This is a genomic window from Streptomyces longhuiensis (assembly GCF_020616555.1).
Lineage (GTDB): Bacteria > Actinomycetota > Actinomycetes > Streptomycetales > Streptomycetaceae > Streptomyces > Streptomyces longhuiensis.
Genome location: NZ_CP085173.1, coordinates 9,265,956 through 9,281,536 on the forward strand (window position 1 = coordinate 9,265,956; position 15,581 = coordinate 9,281,536).

13 protein-coding genes are annotated in these 15,581 nt (G+C 71.0%); 11 read left to right on the top strand and 2 right to left on the bottom strand.

Annotated features, from left to right (window positions below; all coding sequences use genetic code 11):
* Positions 1-105 precede the first annotated feature (105 nt).
* Positions 106-1,092, bottom strand: coding sequence for an ABC transporter substrate-binding protein (locus LGI35_RS42190; protein ID WP_227299720.1), 987 nt, complete (start codon positions 1,090-1,092; stop codon positions 106-108).
* Positions 1,093-1,259: 167 nt separating this feature from the next.
* Between LGI35_RS42190 and LGI35_RS42195 the strand changes: the two genes are divergently transcribed.
* From LGI35_RS42195 to LGI35_RS42230, 8 genes are all read left to right on the top strand, one after another.
* Complete coding sequence (locus LGI35_RS42195; RefSeq protein ID WP_227299721.1) at positions 1,260-2,621, top strand: MFS transporter; 1,362 nt, start codon at positions 1,260-1,262, stop codon at positions 2,619-2,621.
* Between the two features lie 89 nt (positions 2,622-2,710).
* Positions 2,711-3,562 (top strand): IclR family transcriptional regulator, encoded by an 852-nt coding sequence (locus LGI35_RS42200; protein ID WP_227299722.1) that lies wholly within the window; start codon positions 2,711-2,713, stop codon positions 3,560-3,562.
* Positions 3,563-3,719: 157 nt separating this feature from the next.
* Entirely contained in the window at positions 3,720-6,029 is a 2,310-nt protein-coding gene (locus LGI35_RS42205; RefSeq protein ID WP_227299723.1) for a CaiB/BaiF CoA-transferase family protein, read from the top strand.
* Positions 6,030-6,049: 20 nt separating this feature from the next.
* Entirely contained in the window at positions 6,050-6,850 is an 801-nt protein-coding gene (locus LGI35_RS42210; protein WP_227299724.1) for an enoyl-CoA hydratase/isomerase family protein, read from the top strand.
* 227 nt (positions 6,851-7,077) lie between these two features.
* On the top strand, positions 7,078-7,158 hold the full coding sequence (locus LGI35_RS42215; protein WP_264484735.1) for an SDR family oxidoreductase: 81 nt from the start codon (positions 7,078-7,080) through the stop codon (positions 7,156-7,158).
* A gap of 103 nt (positions 7,159-7,261) precedes the next feature.
* Complete coding sequence (locus tag LGI35_RS42220; RefSeq protein WP_227299725.1) at positions 7,262-8,110, top strand: alpha/beta fold hydrolase; 849 nt, start codon at positions 7,262-7,264, stop codon at positions 8,108-8,110.
* 65 nt (positions 8,111-8,175) lie between these two features.
* Complete coding sequence (locus LGI35_RS42225; RefSeq protein ID WP_227299726.1) at positions 8,176-9,030, top strand: alpha/beta fold hydrolase; 855 nt, start codon at positions 8,176-8,178, stop codon at positions 9,028-9,030.
* Complete coding sequence (locus LGI35_RS42230; RefSeq protein ID WP_227299727.1) at positions 9,030-9,980, top strand: quinone oxidoreductase family protein; 951 nt, start codon at positions 9,030-9,032, stop codon at positions 9,978-9,980. The genes LGI35_RS42225 and LGI35_RS42230 overlap by 1 nt, the downstream gene beginning before the upstream one ends.
* Positions 9,981-10,124: 144 nt before the next feature.
* On the opposite strand, the gene LGI35_RS42235 is transcribed toward LGI35_RS42230, so the two are convergent.
* Positions 10,125-11,639 carry an AMP-binding protein gene (locus tag LGI35_RS42235; RefSeq protein WP_227299728.1) on the bottom strand — a complete coding sequence of 505 codons (1,515 nt, stop codon included), beginning with the start codon at positions 11,637-11,639 and terminating at the stop codon, positions 10,125-10,127.
* A gap of 170 nt (positions 11,640-11,809) precedes the next feature.
* Between LGI35_RS42235 and LGI35_RS42240 the strand changes: the two genes are divergently transcribed.
* The 3 genes from LGI35_RS42240 to LGI35_RS42250 all read left to right on the top strand — a co-directional run bounded on the left by LGI35_RS42240 (position 11,810) and on the right by LGI35_RS42250 (position 15,565).
* Positions 11,810-13,075, top strand: a complete 1,266-nt coding sequence (locus tag LGI35_RS42240) for an aromatic ring-hydroxylating oxygenase subunit alpha (protein ID WP_227299729.1) — start codon at positions 11,810-11,812, stop codon at positions 13,073-13,075.
* 115 nt (positions 13,076-13,190) lie between these two features.
* Positions 13,191-14,588 carry a M20 family metallopeptidase gene (locus LGI35_RS42245; protein ID WP_227299730.1) on the top strand — a complete coding sequence of 466 codons (1,398 nt, stop codon included), beginning with the start codon at positions 13,191-13,193 and terminating at the stop codon, positions 14,586-14,588.
* A complete protein-coding gene (locus LGI35_RS42250) occupies positions 14,585-15,565 on the top strand; it encodes a DODA-type extradiol aromatic ring-opening family dioxygenase (protein WP_227299731.1) in 981 nt (326 codons plus the stop codon). Before LGI35_RS42245 ends, LGI35_RS42250 begins: the two co-directional genes overlap by 4 nt.
* The last annotated feature ends 16 nt before the right edge of the window (positions 15,566-15,581 follow it).

Sequence of the window (15,581 nt, forward strand, 5' to 3'; positions counted from 1 at the left end):
TCGGGGTGCGGGTCCGCGAGTTGGCGCACGCTACTGCGCGGTGGCGAGCCGCCGCACCGACGGCGGTCCGCTCAGCGGTACGCCCGGCGCCCCGCTGCGTCGCGGTCACGTGGCGTACCGCTCGTACCAGCCCCGCAGCAGGACGGTGTCGAGGTCGGGCGAGCTCTTGATGAGCTTCCGGCCGAGGAGGAAGTCGACGATCCGGCGGGAGGAGATGACGTCAGCGGAGGTCAGCGCACGGGCCCGGAAGGTGATGTCGCCGAGTGCCTTCTCCGTCTGGGCCACGGGCAGCTGGACCTGTTGCTCGGTCGCCTCGGCGGCCGCCCGCGGGTCCTTCGTGACCAGCCGATCCGCCTCCGAGACCACCTTGAACACCTTCCCGGCGAGTGTCTGGTGGTCCTTCAGCCAGCTGTGGTCCGCGAGCAGCCACTGCACGTACGTGACGCCGAAGTCCCCGATGGAGCCGGCGACACGGCCGCCCGCCGCCACCCCCTTGCTCACCCAGGGGTCGAAGAGGATGTAGCCGTCGATGTCGCCGCGCTGGAGCATGGTGGGGATCTCCTGCGGCGCGCTCTGCTCGATCTTCACGGAGTCCGGGTCGATGCCGTGGTGACGGAGGTACTCGTGCGTGGCGTAGAGGCCGAGCCCCTGGATCGACCCCATCGTCCTGATCTGCCGTGGCGAGGTGATCCCGTTGCGCAGGACGACCTTCAGATAGCGCCCAGAGGACTGGAAGGCGCCGAGGGCGCGCAGATCCGGGTTGCTCACCATCTGCGGCAGGGCGGTGGAGTCGGCGTTGGCGGAGATCTGCGCGGTACCGGCGGTGACCGCCTGGGCGGCGGCGGGTCCGCCCTCCACCTTCACCAGCTGTACGTCGAGGCCCGCGTCCTCGAACATGCCGCGCTCCGCGGCCAGGTAGAGCGGGGCGTACGACGCGTCGACGCCGAGCGCGATCCGCACCGTGGGACGGTCCCCGCCCTTCGCCCCGGCGGAGTCGGTGGTGCCCGCGCCACATGCGGCGGAGAGGATCAGGGCGAGCAGGGTCAGGAGGACGGCCGCCGGGCGCCCTCCTGTGCGATGGTGCCGAGTCATCGGATGCGACCTCCGGGTCGGAGTGCGGTCGTGGTGTCGGCACGCTCCCACCGGACACGGGGGCGCATGAAGCGAGGTGTCCCGTCTGGCGGACCGACCCGGTTGAGGCGGCACCTGGGCGTCCGTACGCTCCGTCGATTCCCGGGCCCGATCGGCAAGGAGCAGACATGCCCAGAAAGTTCACGACCGAGGACCCCTCCGCGACGCGGCGCGTGGTGACCGCGTCCGTCGCCGGCAACATGCTGGAGTGGTACGACTTCTTCCTCTACACGACGGCCGCCGCGATGGTCCTCGGCTCGGTCTTCTTCCCCTCCGAAGGGCATCCGCTGCTCGGCACCATCGCCGCCCTGGCCGGCCATGCCGTCGGCTTCGCCGCCCGGCCCATCGGCGGCCTCGTGTTCGGACACATCGGGGACCGACGTGGGCGCAAGACCGCGCTCATGGCGACGCTCTCCCTGATGGGCGGCACCACCTTCTGCATGGGACTGCTGCCGTCCTACGACACGGCGGGCATCATCTCGCCGCTGCTGCTCGTCCTGCTCCGGGTGCTGCAGGGCGCGGCGGCCGGCGGCGAGTGGGGCGGTGGCGTGCTCATCATCACCGAGAACGTCCCGGCCGACCGCCGGGGCTTCCTCGCCTCGTTCAGTTCGACGGGCATGGGGCTCGGATTCGTGCTGTCGTCCCTGGCTCTGTGGCTGGCCGAACAGGTGACAGGCGACGCGTTCCTCGCCTGGGGCTGGCGACTGCCGTTCCTGGCGAGCGCCCTGATCTTCGTGGTGGGCATCTACATCCGCCGCAACCTCGGCGAGACGACCGGGTTCGAGGCCAAGTCCGTCGAGAGTGAGCCGCGGTCGCCGCTGCGGGAGGTGTTGCGGCGCCATCCGCGCCAGGTCCTCTTCGCGATGGCGCTGCGCTTCGCCGACAGCGGCGCGAGCTACATCTTCATGTCCTTCTCCCTCGTCTACGGGGCGTATGTCGGCATCTCGTCGACGGTGCTGCTCTGGGCGGGGATCGTCGGGATGCTGGTGGACTCCGTGATGATGGTGGTCTTCGGCCGGCTGTCCGACCGGGTGGGCCGACGGCCCGTCTACCTCGGCGGTGCGATCGGCATGATCGTCTGGGCGGCGCCCTTCTTCATGCTCATGGATACGGGGAGCACGTCCGCGGTCTGGCTGGCGTTCGTCGTCGGGCACATCGCCATCGCCGCGATGATCGGCGTCCAGCCGTCGTACTTCTCCGAACTGTTCAGCACCGAGACCCGGTACTCCGGGATGGCGCTCGGCCACGAGCTCTCCTCGGCCGTGGCCGGCGGCCTGTCTCCGGTGGTCGCGACGGCGCTGCTCGCGTCCACGGGACACTTCCTGCCCATCGCGCTGCTCACCATCGGGATGGCTCTGGTGACATTGGTGGCACTGGTCTTCTTCGCGGGCGGGCAGTCGGCGCAGGAGGCGGCGGAACGTGCCACAGGCCAGGCCGTCTCCGAGGACGCGGCCGCCGCGAAGGAGGACGCCGACGCACCTGTTGCCTGATGTTCACACCGGCTTCCCTCTATGCAACATGCCGTTGGTGCACTTCAAATGGCCTGTGCACCGCCATGTGAAGAAGTGAGGGAACACCGATGGAGCCGTACGCCGACGAGGATGTCACGCTGCCCAATTCCGTCCTGGGCAAGGCGCAGCTGCTGCTTGCCGCTTTCGAGTCGGGTGCGGTGCGGCTGCGCCTGAGCGAGCTGAGCCGCCGGTCGGGGGTACCGAAGGCGTCGGCGTACCGCCTTGCGCAGGAGCTGGTGCAGTGGGGCCTGCTCGACCGGCACGACGACACGTACGAACTCGGCATCCGGCTGTTCCACCTCGGCCAGCGTGTACCCGCCTCCGCGGTCCTGCGCTCCGTCGCGCGCCCGCTGCTCACGGACCTGTTCACGCGCACCCGCGCCGCCGTCCACCTCGCGGTCCTCGACGGCTCCCATGTGCTGTTCCTGGAGAAGATCGCCGGTGAGGCGAACGTGCTCACGCACTCGCACATCGGCGGCCGGCTCCCCGCCTCGTGCACGGCGACCGGACGGGTGCTGCTCGCCCTGGCGTCGGACGGGCCCGAGCTGGTGGAGCGGCTGACCCTCGGCGGGCTGCCGTCGCTGACCCCGCGGTCCGTGACGGACCCCGAGGTGCTCGCGCGGCAGCTGGCCGCCGTGGCACGGCAGGGCTACGCGCTGGAGATCGAGGGCGTACGCCCGGGATACGGCAGCCTCGCCGTGCCCGTCTTCGCGGGCGGACGGGCATGCGCCGCGGTCTCGGTCACGGCACCGGTGTCGCAGGTGTCGGTGGAACGGCTGCTGCCGACGTTGCGCGCGACAGCGGAGAGCATCGAGCGGGGTGTCGCGCGGGGTGTCGAGCGCGGTGCGCCGCGCGACGCGTCCCGCGGGTCGCGGACACCGAGGCCGGCCGCGGCCCCCGCCGTGCCCGCCGCAGGCTGAGTGGCAGCAGCCCTTCCCGCGTCCCGCACCAAGGCAGGCCCTCCCGCACCACGGCGACCCCGGTCCGGTCAGCAGAACACCCTTCTGGCCTGGCTCTCCGTACCCGGTGATCGTGAGATTCCGCAAGAGCTGCGGACACGTATGGGGAGGAGCCGTGGTGCGAACAGACACGGAACCGACGCCGCTGCGCGTGCTCGATCTCACCGACGAACTAGCCTTCCAGGGCGCACGGTTGCTCGTGGGCCTCGGCGCCGACGTCGTACGCATCGAGCCGGGCGCAGACCTGGATCCGGCGGCCAGGGTGCACTGGCACGCGGGCAAGCGCTGGGCGACGGTAGGCGGTGAGACGGAGCTCGACACGCTTGCGGCGGGCGCCGACATCGTTCTGGAGAGCGGCCCTGTCGCACGGCTGCGCGGCGTACGGGCCGACGGCACGTCCCGGTGGCCGCAGGCCGTGCATGTGGTGGTGACGCCGTTCGGGCTGACCGGGCCGCGGCGCGACTGGGTCGGCGACGACCTGGTCCTGGCCTCCGCGGGCGGCATGACCTGGCTGGGCGGGCGCCTTGCAGGGCAGCCGAAGCCGCCGCCGCGCGAACAGGCACTGCAGACCGCGGGCGCACAGGCGGCGATCGGCGCGCTGCTCGGTATCGTGTCCGGGACGGGCCAGCTGGTCGACGTGTCGGTGCAGGAGGCCGTCGCCGCCACGCTGGAGACCGCCGCGCTCGCGTGGATCCATGCCGGACGTTTCCCTGTACGCAACGGCGGGGTGTACGAGCATGTCGCGCACCGGATCTTTGCGGCGGCCGACGGATATGTGGCCGGAGGCTACTCCGGCAGCAACCGCATGTGGACCGATCTCCTGGCGTGGATGGCGGAGCGGGGCGAGGCCGGGGACCTGGTCGACGAGCGCTGGAGCGACGCCCTCTTCCGGTGGCGGGAGCGGTCCCATGTCGACGAACTCGTGCAGCGGTTCGCGGCGCGGTGGCCGGCCGCCGAACTGGCCGACGAGGCACGGGCACGCGCCCTGCCATGGGCGGAGGTGGTGCCACCGGAGCGCCTGACCGCCAATCCGCAGCTGCGCGACCGCGGTTTCCTCGTCACGGTCACCGGCGACGGACTGCCGGACGGCGGCGTCGAGGACGTCGGCTTTCCGTGGGCGGCGCTTCCGCGACCGGTCGCGCTCGAAGCGATACGTGAGGTGGAGCGGCCCGCATCGCTGTGGCGTCACCCGGCGCCCCGGCATGCCGCGAGCAGCGGGCAGCCCAAGTCCCGTGCCCTGGAGGGGGTACGTGTCCTCGATCTGACCTGGGTGCTCGCCGGACCGTACGTCACCAAGCAGTTGGGCGAGCACGGCGCGGACATCGTCAAGGTCGAGTCGAAGCACCGCCAGGACCCCACGCGCTTCGCCCCCTCGATGCATCTGCGACCGGGCTCCGACCCGGACGACAGCGGGTACTTCCTCAACTTCAACCGCAACAAGCGCAGCGTCGCCCTCAATCTGCGCACCGACGAAGGGCAGCGCCTGCTGAGGGAGTTGGTGCCGCACTGCGATGTGGTCGTGGAGAACTTCAGCCCCGGCGTGCTCGCCCGGTGGGGCATGGACTACGCGTCGCTGCGCGAGCTCAACCCCGATGCGGTCCTCGTGTCGATGGCCGGGGTCGGGCAGACCGGTCCCTGGCGCAAGGCCGTGACCTTCGCCGACACGCTCGCGGCGATGTCCGGCCTGTCCAGCGAGACCCGCGACCCGGACGGCCCGCCGCAGGGCCTGACCTTCGGGCTCGGCGACATGGTCGCGGCCAACGCCGCCGTGCTCGCCACGCTCGACCTGCTCGCGCAGGGGCGCGGCGGTCACGTGGACCTGTCCCAACTGGAGGCGATGGCCGCGACGATGGGCCCGGCCGCGCTGGAGCCGGTGCTGGACGCGGGCCGACCGGATCCGCGTACCGCCGAGCACCCGAACCGCTCGCCGCACGCCGTCCCGCACGGCGTGTACCCGGCGGCCGGGGCCGACCGGTGGGTGGCCGTTTCCGTGACGGACGACGCGCAGTGGCACGCACTGAATCGACTGGTCCAACTCCCGTGCAGTGACGGTGACGTGAATGCTCGCCGCGCCCGCGAGGACGACATCGACGCGGCCCTCGCGGCCTGGACACGGGACCAGGACGCGCACAAACTCGCCGAGCTGCTCCAGGGTGAGGGCGTCGCGGCGGCGGTCGTGGCGAACGGGCAGGACTTGGTCGACGGCGACGAGCAGCTCGCGGCGCGCGGCTTCTACCCCGTACTGGACCATCCTCTGGCCGGCCCGGTCAGGCACGAGGGCATCGTCGCCCGACTGACCGCGACACCCGGCGAACTCACGCGGCCCGCGCCGCTCCTCGGGCAGCACACCCATGAGGTGCTGCACGAGTTGCTGGGCCTGAGCGACGACCGGCTCGCGGCACTGGCCGCGGATGGTGTGACCGAGTGAACGCGGCGAAACGAGGCGACATGAACCAGGAGAACACCGACACCATGACGCAGGCCTCCGTACTTCAAGTGACCCGCGACGGCGCCGTGGCCACGATCCGGGTCGACCGGCCCAAGGCGAACGCCGTCAATCCGGCGATGATCGAGGAATTCCTCACGGTGCTGCCGCCCCTCGCGGCGGACCCGGAGGTGCGCTGCATCGTGATCACCGGCACCGGCCGGTTCTTCATCGCGGGCGCCGACATCGCGGTCATGCGGGACCTGTCGGCGGACAACCAGGCCAGGATGCGCCGGTGGATCGACGTCCAGCGGCTGATCGAGCAGGCGCCCAAGCCCGTGGTCGCGGCGATGAACGGGCATGCCCTGGGCGGGGGCGCCGAGCTGTCGCTCGCATGCGATCTGCGGATTCTCTCGGCCGACGCCACATTCGGGTTCCCCGAGATGCTGCTCGGCCTTTTCCCGGGGGCCGGTGGCAGTCAGCGGCTGCCGCGGCTCGTCGGCCCGCATCTGGCGAAGCGGCTGATGATCGAGGGCGAACGGCTGGCGCCGCAACGTGCAGCTGAGCTCGGGCTCGTCGACCTCGTGGCGGACCCGGCCGAGTTCGACGCGGTAGTTGCCGAACAAGCCCGCCGCCTCGCCGCGAAGCCGACGGCGGCCATCGCCCTGCTCAAGCGGGTGGTGGACGAGGGCTACGGGTTGCCCGTGGAGGAGGCGTTGCAGCGCGAGGAGAACGGCGTCGCTGAGCTGACACGTACGACTGATGCGGCGGAGGGTCTCCAGGCGTTCCTGGAGAAGCGGGGGGCGGAGTTCACGGGCCGGTGACGTCCAGCGGGCGGTGACGCCGACGCGGGCGGGTCCGCGGAACGGACCGTCCGCGTCGGCGTCACCGGCATGCCCTCCGCATCCTCGCCGGATGGCACCCACGACTTCCTCACCGTCCACGACGTTCACCGGCCCCGTTCTGGTGACCGGCGGCACCAGCGGCATAGGCCTCGCCGTCGCTGAGGCGATCGCCCGCGGCGGGCTCGCCCGAGGACGTCGCCCACGCCGTGCTGCCGCTGCTCGCGGCCGAATCCTCCTTCACCACCGGCTCTGTGGTCCACGTCGACGGCGGCTACACCGCCCAGTGAGAGCGGTTCGCTGAGCGGACCGCCGCCCTGGGCCCAAGGCCGCCGTGGTGATGGGCTCGACCCGCACGACGCGGTACGCGTACGAAGGATCGGAAGGACTCACATGTCACCAGCACCGGAGAGCCACTACGCGGACGGCGCGGGAATCCGTTACCACTACCACGACCTGGGGACGGGCCCCGACACCGTCTTTCTGCACGGCGGCGGTCCCGGATGCACCGCCTGGAGCGACTTCGGGCCGGTGGCGCCCCTGTTCGCGGCCGACCGGCGCTGTCTGCTCGTCGACATCCACCAGTACGGCAAGTCGGAGAAGTCCCGAATCGAAGGCCCGATGTGGGACCACCACGCGGCCAAGACGGTCGGCCTGCTCGACACCCTCGGTGTGGAGCGCGCCGACTTCGTCTGCAACTCCTGGGGCGGCACCATCGCCCTCAACCTCGCCGCCCTGTACCCGGAGCGGGTCAGGTCCCTGGTCATCACCGGCTCCATGCCCGTCTTCTACGGGCCGCTCGCCCCGCTCCCCGAGAACGGGCACCGGGGCCGGACCGCCCGCGACGTCTACTACGGCGGCGAGGGTCCGACCCGCGAGAAGATGCGCCGGCTCATCACGAAGCTGGAGTGGTACGACGGAGCGAAGCTTCCCGAAGAGACGCTGACCTTGCGCCACGATCAGAGCCTCGACGAGGGTGAGCGCGCGCTCGCCGCGATGTCCGACTCGCCCCGCGGCGACTGGCAGGACCTGACGGAGCAGCTCGGCCGGGTCCAGGCGCCGACGCTCTTCATGTGGGGCATGCAGGACGCGTTCCTCACCCCGGACTACCCGTTGATGCTGGCCCGCATGGTGCCGAGCGGGAGCCTCCACGTGATGGATCACTCCTCGCACCACCTCCAGGAGGAGCGACCCGAGGCCTACCACTCGGTGGTCAGCGGCTTCCTCGACTCCCTTTCCTGAAGCCTGCCTTCACCCTCCTGACCTCACCGACCCTCTTCTGACCTTCCTGAACGGAGCACACCCCCGTGACCATCTGGACCGAGATCGCCCCCACTCCCTTCCGTGTCGAGTACGTCGACGCCGTAGGTGTCCCCACCCGCACTCTGCGCGCCGGTGACTCGACCGCGCAGGCCGTCGTCTTCCTGCACGGCACCAGCGGCCACCTGGAGGCTTTCGCGCGCAACATCACCGCGCACGCCGCGTACGACCTGCACGCCATCGACATGCTCGGCCACGGCTACACCGGCAAGCCCGACAAGCCGTACGAGATCGCCGATTACGTGGCCCACCTGCTGGACTACCTGGACGCCGTCGGTGTCGACAGCGCCCATATCGTCGGCGAGTCCCTCGGCGGCTGGGTCGGCGCCCGCGCCGCCATCGAGCATCCCGAGCGGGTCCGCAGCCTCCAACTCCTCTGCTCCGGCGGCACCGTGGCCAACCCCGAGGTCATGAACCGGATCCGTACCAGCACGAAGAACGCCGTCACCAGCGACGACATCGACCTCACGCGCAAGCGGATGCGGCTGCTCATGGCCGACGACTCCGACGCCACGGAGGAGCTGGTCGAGGTCCGGCACGCGATCTACCACACGCCGGAGTTCGTCGCGGGAGTGGACAACCTCCTCTCCCTGCAGGACATGGAGCGCAGGCAGCGCAACCTGCTGCGCCCGGAGCACCTCGCCCGGATCACCCAGCCGACGCTCGTCGTGTGGGGGCGGCAGAACCCGTTCGGCGAGACGCCTGAGGCTACGGCGATCCACCAGGCGGTCCCCGGCTCCCAGCTGGAGCTGCTCGATGCCTGCGGGCACTGGCCGCAGCACGAGCAGGCCGAGCGCTTCAACGCCCTGAGCCTCGACTTCATCGGCAAGGCGGCCGCCTGATGCGAGCGGCACGGTTCCACGAATGGGGCGCCGCTCCGGTCATCGAGGAGGTGCCCGAGCCGGTACGCGGTGAGGGCGAGGTCCTGGTCCAGGTGGAGGCGGGCGCTGTCGCGCACCTCGATGTCACCGTCGCCTCCGGCGAGTTCGCCATGAAGCCGGCCCTGCCCTACATCGGGGGAGTCGAGGGTGCGGGCACCGTCCTGGAGGCCGACGCGGACTCCGGTCTCGCGCCGGGTACGCAGGTCGTGCTGCGCGGCGGAGGCCTCGGCATCCTCCGCGACGGTACGTGGACGGAGCGTGTCAGTGTGAAGCGCAAGGCCGTCACGGTCCTGGACGCTCCGCTCGAGCCCGCCGTGGCGGCAAGCTTCTTCGTCCCGGCGACGACGGCGTACGTGGCTCTGCACGACGTCGGCCGGATCGAGAAGGGCGAAGAGGTCGTCGTCGTGGGTGCGGCCGGCGCGGTCGGAGCGATGGTGGCGCAGCAGGCACTGGCCGCGGGCGCGCGCGTGACCGGTGTGGTCGGCCGGGCCGATCAGCTGGCCGACGTACCGGCCGGCGTGGAGGGCGTGCCCCTGGCCGACGCGGACGGACTCCTCGCCTCGGACCGCTCCGCCTCGCTCCTCGTCGACACACTCGGCGGCGACGGCCTGATCGGACGCAGCCGGTGGGTGCGGCAGGGGGGACGTGCGGTCGTCATCGGATACGTCGCCGGTCCGGACGTCGCCCTGGACCTGCCGAGCTGGCTCCTCGACGAGGTTGCGCTGCTGCCGGTGAACATGATCCGCAAGGAGCGCCGGGCCCGCGAAGTCTCTGCCGAGCTGGTCCGGCGACTCTCCACCGGCGAACTCTCGCTCGCGGTGGAGAAGTTCGGGTTGGCCGATGCGCCTGCGGCGCTTGACGCTCTGCGCAACGGGAAGGTGCGGGGCCGGGCCGTTCTGCTGCCCCGCTAAGAGCTCGCGATCGCTGGCCGTCGGCCGGGTGCGGGACGGTGGGGGCTGGTCGCGCAGTTCCCCGCGCCCCTGAGATGCCGCATCTCAAGGGGCACGGGTAACTGCGCGACCAGCCACACACAACCCGCACCCGGCCGACAACCATCACCCTCCGAGCTCGACCCCGCACCGATCCCACGTCCCGTCGGTCACCCCCCGCTCCCGCAACACCCCCTTCCTCACCTTCCCGGTCTCCGTGAGCGGCAACGCATCGACGACATCCACGTACCGCGGCACCGCAAACGCAGGCAGCTCAAGCGCACAGTGCCGCGCAAGATCGGCCGGGTCGACGACGTGGCCGGCGCTTGCCACGACCGCCACCATCACCTCGTCCTCCGCCAGCTCCGAGGGGACCGGGAACGCCGCCGCTTCAGCGATCGCAGGGTGACCGCGCACCGCGCTCTCCACCTCGTACGAGGAGATGTTCTCGCCGCGTCGCCGGATGCAGTCCTTGACGCGATCGACGAAGCGGAACCAGCCGTCCCGGTCACGGACGACCCGGTCGCCGGTCCGGCGCCAGGAGCCGGGCAACGGCTCCGGCTCGCCCAAGTAGCCTGTGGCGAAGGCGTGTTCCTGGTCGGTGCGGACGAGGAGTTCGCCGGGGGAGCCGTCCGGGACCGGCGAGAGATCCGCGTCGACGACCCTCGCCCCGAAGCCGTCGCGCACCACGCCCATGTATCCGGGACGGCAGTCCTCCGGCGTGGAGCCGATGACGAGGTTGGTCTCCGTGGAGCCGAACCCGTCGACGAGGGCGACACCGAACCGTTCCCGGAACACCTCCCACAGCGCTCCGGGTGTGCCGGGCCCGAGCCCGCGCCAGGCCCGGTGCGCACGGTCGCCCGGTCCCGGCGGCTGCGCGAGCAGCATCGGCACCATGGCGCCCAGAACGTAGACGCAGGTGGCGCCGGTCTCGGCAGCCCGCGACCAGTGGCGCGAGGCCGAGAACCTACGGTCGACCACCACATGCGCCCCCACTGTCATCGCCTGCGCCAGCGTGTGGAGGGCGTTGGTGTGGAAGAGGGGCAGGCAGGTGTAGAGGGTGTCGTCGGCGGTGAGGTGGAGGGCGTCGGCGACGTTCCGGCCCCACCGGGCGAACTGAGCGTGCGGACAGCGCACCCCACGCGAGGGACCCGTGGTGCCGGACGTGAAGAGGACGGCGGCGGTGTCGCCGGGCCGCGCCGGATACGCGTCGAGCGGCGGCTCCGCCCCGGCCGTCGGAGCGTCGTCCGTCCCCGCCACCCACACCCGGCCCGCGTACCCCACCTCTGCCACGCGCCCCGCCGACTCCGGTTCCACATAGAGGAATTGCGGCTCGGACTCGCGTAGCGCATGGCGCAGCAGCCGCCCGTGCAGCGCGGTGTTCAGCGGCACCACGACCGCGCCGAGCCAGGCACAGCCGAGGACCAGGTCGATCATTTCGACGCGGTTGGACAGCAGCGCGGCGACCCGGTCCCCGGGGCGGCAGCCCTGGGCTGCCAGCGCGCCCGCCATGGTGGCCGCGGCCGTGCGTGTCTGCGCGTAGGTGCGCCGGGTCCCGTCAACAGTGAGGAAGGTTCTGTCGCCGTGGCGTGCGGCCGCCGCGTCGACGAGGCCGGGAATCGTCGTCGTCATGCGCTTCATGGGCGGATGCTGTCCGCCGGCGCTCCGGCGGGCAAGGGCGCCGGTTCGCTGACCGGTCCACCCTGGTCACGGTCCACTCACCGGAACAGGCCCATAGGCGGACGCCGCGCCGCGCCGGATGCTCGTGCCGCACGACGGACAGCAGCGCAGGAGCAGGAGGCCATGGCGAGATGACGACGAGTGAGCAAGCCCCCGCCGCGAAGGAACCCACCAAGGGGACTGTCAAGGAGCCCGTCAAGGGGGCGGCCCGGCCGCAGCGGCGCGCGGCCGCCGACAAGATCGGCCGGCAGGACTGGTCGTCCTGGCCCCACTACGACAACGCGGCATCCGGGTTCCGCGGCTACTGGTACCCGGTGACCTGGTCGACCCACATCACCGAGAAACCCCTCCCGTTCACGATATGCGGCGAGAAGATCACGCTGATCCGCGACGCCGGCAAGGCCTATGCGCTGCACAACCGCTGCCCGCACCGCGGGGTCCCGCTCTCCGAGGGCGATCAGCAGTTTCCCGGCACCGTCAGTTGCCCGTACCACGGCTGGACCTTCGACCTGCCCACGGGCAAGCTGTCGGCGGTCATCACCGACGGCCCCGGCTGCCGGCTCACGGGCAAGCTGGGCGTGCGTACGTACGCGGTCGAGGAGCGGCTCGGCATGGTCTGGGTGTACATCCCGGTCGCCGACGAGGAGCCGCACCCGATCGACGAGCAGTTGCCCGAGGAGCTGGTCTCGAACGCCTTCGTGATGGGTGGCCGCATCGAGCCGCGCTGCGGCAACTGGCGGTTCGCCTGTGAGAACGGCTTCGACGAGGGGCACGCCAAGTACCTGCACCGGACCGCACTTTGGCGCCTTCTCAAGCCGATGCCGACCTGGAACATCACCCGGATCGTGCCGCAGGGCCGCTGGATCTACCGCGTGCAGGACGAGGTCCACTGGGACGCCGACTTCCCGGGCGTCGGCCGGTGGTCCAACAAGCGGTGGTGGAAGAAGCAGCCCCCCAAGGAGACGTTCAACCTCGGCAACACCGGCAAGGCCGACGACGTCGACCCCGTGATCGAGGCCCAGGAGTTCCCCGGCTTCGCCTCCCTGTCGATGCCCGGCGTGCTGCGCATCGCGTACCCGAAGTTCATCCACTACGAGTTCTACGTCCCGGTGGACGCTGACAACCACCGCTACGTCGGCGTGATGGTCAACTTCACGCAGGGCTGGGAGACCCTCCGCTTCTACGGCAAGTATCTGGGCGCCATCCGCTGGCTGTTCCACGGCGAGTTCTCCGGCCAGGACGCCTGGATGGTCGACGTGACCGACGCGCCCCCGGAGAAGCTCTACCGCCCCGACGTCTCGCTGACCGCCTGGCGGAACCTCAGCGAGGAGGAGTACGGCAAGAAGCTCGCCGCCGCCGGCGCGACCGAGCAGGACACCACCGAGAAGGAGGCCTGACCATGGCCCGCACCCTGTTCAAGCTCCTGGTCGGCGCCGCGATCGCCGTGGCTCTGCCGCGCGCGAAGCAGCGCTTCGCGCAGACCACGATGACCCAAGTCCACCGGGTCAACCAGTGAGCGCCGAGGGGAGCACCGACAGGAGTTCCGACGGTCTCGCGGGGCTCGACGAGCAGCGTCGCGGCTGGGCCCAGGAGGCCTGGCAGCACGTCACCGACGAGCGACTGCGCGAGCTGATTGTGGGCCTGATCGGCATCCCGAGCCCGACCGGTGACGAACGACCCCTCGCCGAGCACATCACCTCCACACTCGCGTCCGTCGGCCTGCGCGCGGCCTGCCAGCCGCTCGACGGGCGGCAGGCGAACGCCTGGGCCCGGCTCGAAGGCGACGGCACGGGGCCCGACCTGATGCTCTACGCCCCCATCGACACCCTCACGGTGGGCGAGGAGAGCGAGGACCTGCCGTGGATCGGTCCTGAGCTGCGGGAGGACATGCGCCCGCGGGCCACGGTCCACGACGACCTGGTGACGGGCCTCGGCGCCTCCAACCCGAAGGGCCACGCGGCCTGCGTGATGATGGCAGCCGAGGCGATCTCACTGGCCGGCATCCCGCTCACCGGGGACCTGGTCGTCGCGTTCGGCGCGGGTGGCATGCCGACCAACGCCCGGCCGGGCAGCGACCGCCTCAACACCGGTCAGGGCGCGGGCTGTTCCTTCCTCCTCGAACAGGGTGTGTGGACCGATTACGCGGTCATCGCCAAGCCGGGGTGGACAGTGTCGTGGGACGAGGTCGGCCTGGTGTGGTTCGAGGTGACGGTCCACGGCACCCACACGTACGCGGGCTCGCGCCACCGGCTCCCGTACGACAACGCGATCGACCGCGCCGGTGATGTCGTGAGGCATCTGGAGGAGTGGTTCGTCGGGTACGCCGAGCGGCACACCAGCGGCACCGTCGCCCCGCAGGGCATCGTCTCGTCGGTGCGCGGCGGCTGGCCGCGGATGGCCGCGGTGACGCCGGCCGTCTGCACCCTGCGCGTCGATCTGCGGATCAGCCCGGATACGACACCGATGCAGGCCAAGCGTGAATTCACGGCCGCAGTGGAGGGGCTGAAGCGGAAGCTGCCAGGACTCGACGCGACCGTGGAGATGATCCTGGCGATCCCCGGCACGCGGACCAGCCGCGAGAGCTGGGTCTTCCGCAGCGCGGCCGCGGGGTGGGAGGCCTTCGAGGGCCGCCCGCACGAAGCCGTGGGCGGTAACAGCGGGGCGACCGACGCGAACATCCTGCGCGGGCGCGGCATCCCGACGGTGCGCGTGGGCATGCCGAAGGTGGCCGATGCACCTTTCGACATCGACTTCTCCCGCGGGATGAACACCGTCTCCGTACGGGAGATGAAGAAGCTGACCCGCCATCTGATCCGGACGGCCGTTGACACGGTCACCCGCTCCCGCAGCGAAGTGGAATCCCGTGCCGAGCCGGATTCCCGCGAAGAGCAGGAAGGAGCAACCGCATGACCGAGATCGTGCTCGGCGTGGGGGCCTCCCACAGCACCCTGATGAACACGCACTGGGAGGAGACCCTCCACAAGGACCGTGCCGAACGCTTCCGCGACGCGCTCGGCGCGGCACGCGACGAGCTGGCCAGGGCCCGGCCCGACACCGTCGTCCTCGTCGGCTCCAACCACTTCCGCGGGTTCTGGCTCGACCTGATCCCAGCCTTCACGCTCGGTGTCGGCGAATGCGTCGCGAGCGGCGAGTCCGGCACTCCGAAGGGCCCGCAGCCCGTGGACGTGCCGCTCGCACAGCACCTCGCCGACACTCTGGTGGAGGGCGGGCGTTTCGACGCGGCGTTCTCCGCGCGCCTGCAGATCGACCACGGGCAATCGCATGCGATCCAGTACCTGCTTGACGGTCTGGACGTGGAGATCGTGCCGCTGGTGGTGAACGTCTTCGCGCATCCGCTGCCGACACTGGAGCGGTGCGAGCAGCTGGGCCGGGCGATCCGCGAGGCCGTGCTCGCGTTCCCGGGCGAGCGGCGGGTCGCGGTGGTCGGCTCGGGCGGGCTCTCGCACCGGCTGCCGTGGCCGGACTGGCGTGATCCGCACGGCGAGGACGAGGAGTTCATGGTCGGCGCCTGGCTGAACGGCCGGGAGAACTGGCAGGACTACGACGCCCGCCGCCGCGAGATCATCCGGGCCGCCGAGGCCGCCCTCACTCCGGAGTTCGACGACGCGTTCCTGACGCTCCTCGAACGCGGAGAGGCACACAAGCTCACCGCGTACACGACCGAGGAAATGGAGAAGGCGGCGGGCAACGGCGCTCAGGAACTGCGTACGTGGCTGTTGATGGCCGCTGCCCTCGACCACGCGCCCGCGCGACGTCTCGCCTACGAGCCGATGCCCGAGTGGCTCACCGGGATGGGGGTCGCCGTCCTCGATCCGAAGTCCGAAAAGAACGCGGACACGGGGTCAGCCGCCGGGCCGGGGGCATGAGTCTCCAGGCGGGAGG

Bases quoted from the DNA above. Each gene is read 5' to 3' on its own strand.
- LGI35_RS42235 (WP_227299728.1), bottom strand. From the start codon at position 11,639: ATGAAGCGCATGACGACGACGATTCCCGGCCTCGTCGACGCGGCGGCC.
- LGI35_RS42200 (WP_227299722.1), top strand. From the start codon at position 2,711: ATGGAGCCGTACGCCGACGAGGATGTCACGCTGCCCAATTCCGTCCTG.
- LGI35_RS42190 (WP_227299720.1), bottom strand. From the start codon at position 1,092: ATGACTCGGCACCATCGCACAGGAGGGCGCCCGGCGGCCGTCCTCCTG.
- LGI35_RS42240 (WP_227299729.1), top strand. From the start codon at position 11,810: ATGACGACGAGTGAGCAAGCCCCCGCCGCGAAGGAACCCACCAAGGGG.
- LGI35_RS42210 (WP_227299724.1), top strand. From the start codon at position 6,050: ATGAACCAGGAGAACACCGACACCATGACGCAGGCCTCCGTACTTCAA.
- LGI35_RS42195 (WP_227299721.1), top strand. From the start codon at position 1,260: ATGCCCAGAAAGTTCACGACCGAGGACCCCTCCGCGACGCGGCGCGTG.
- LGI35_RS42220 (WP_227299725.1), top strand. From the start codon at position 7,262: ATGTCACCAGCACCGGAGAGCCACTACGCGGACGGCGCGGGAATCCGT.
- LGI35_RS42230 (WP_227299727.1), top strand. From the start codon at position 9,030: ATGCGAGCGGCACGGTTCCACGAATGGGGCGCCGCTCCGGTCATCGAG.
- LGI35_RS42250 (WP_227299731.1), top strand. From the start codon at position 14,585: ATGACCGAGATCGTGCTCGGCGTGGGGGCCTCCCACAGCACCCTGATG.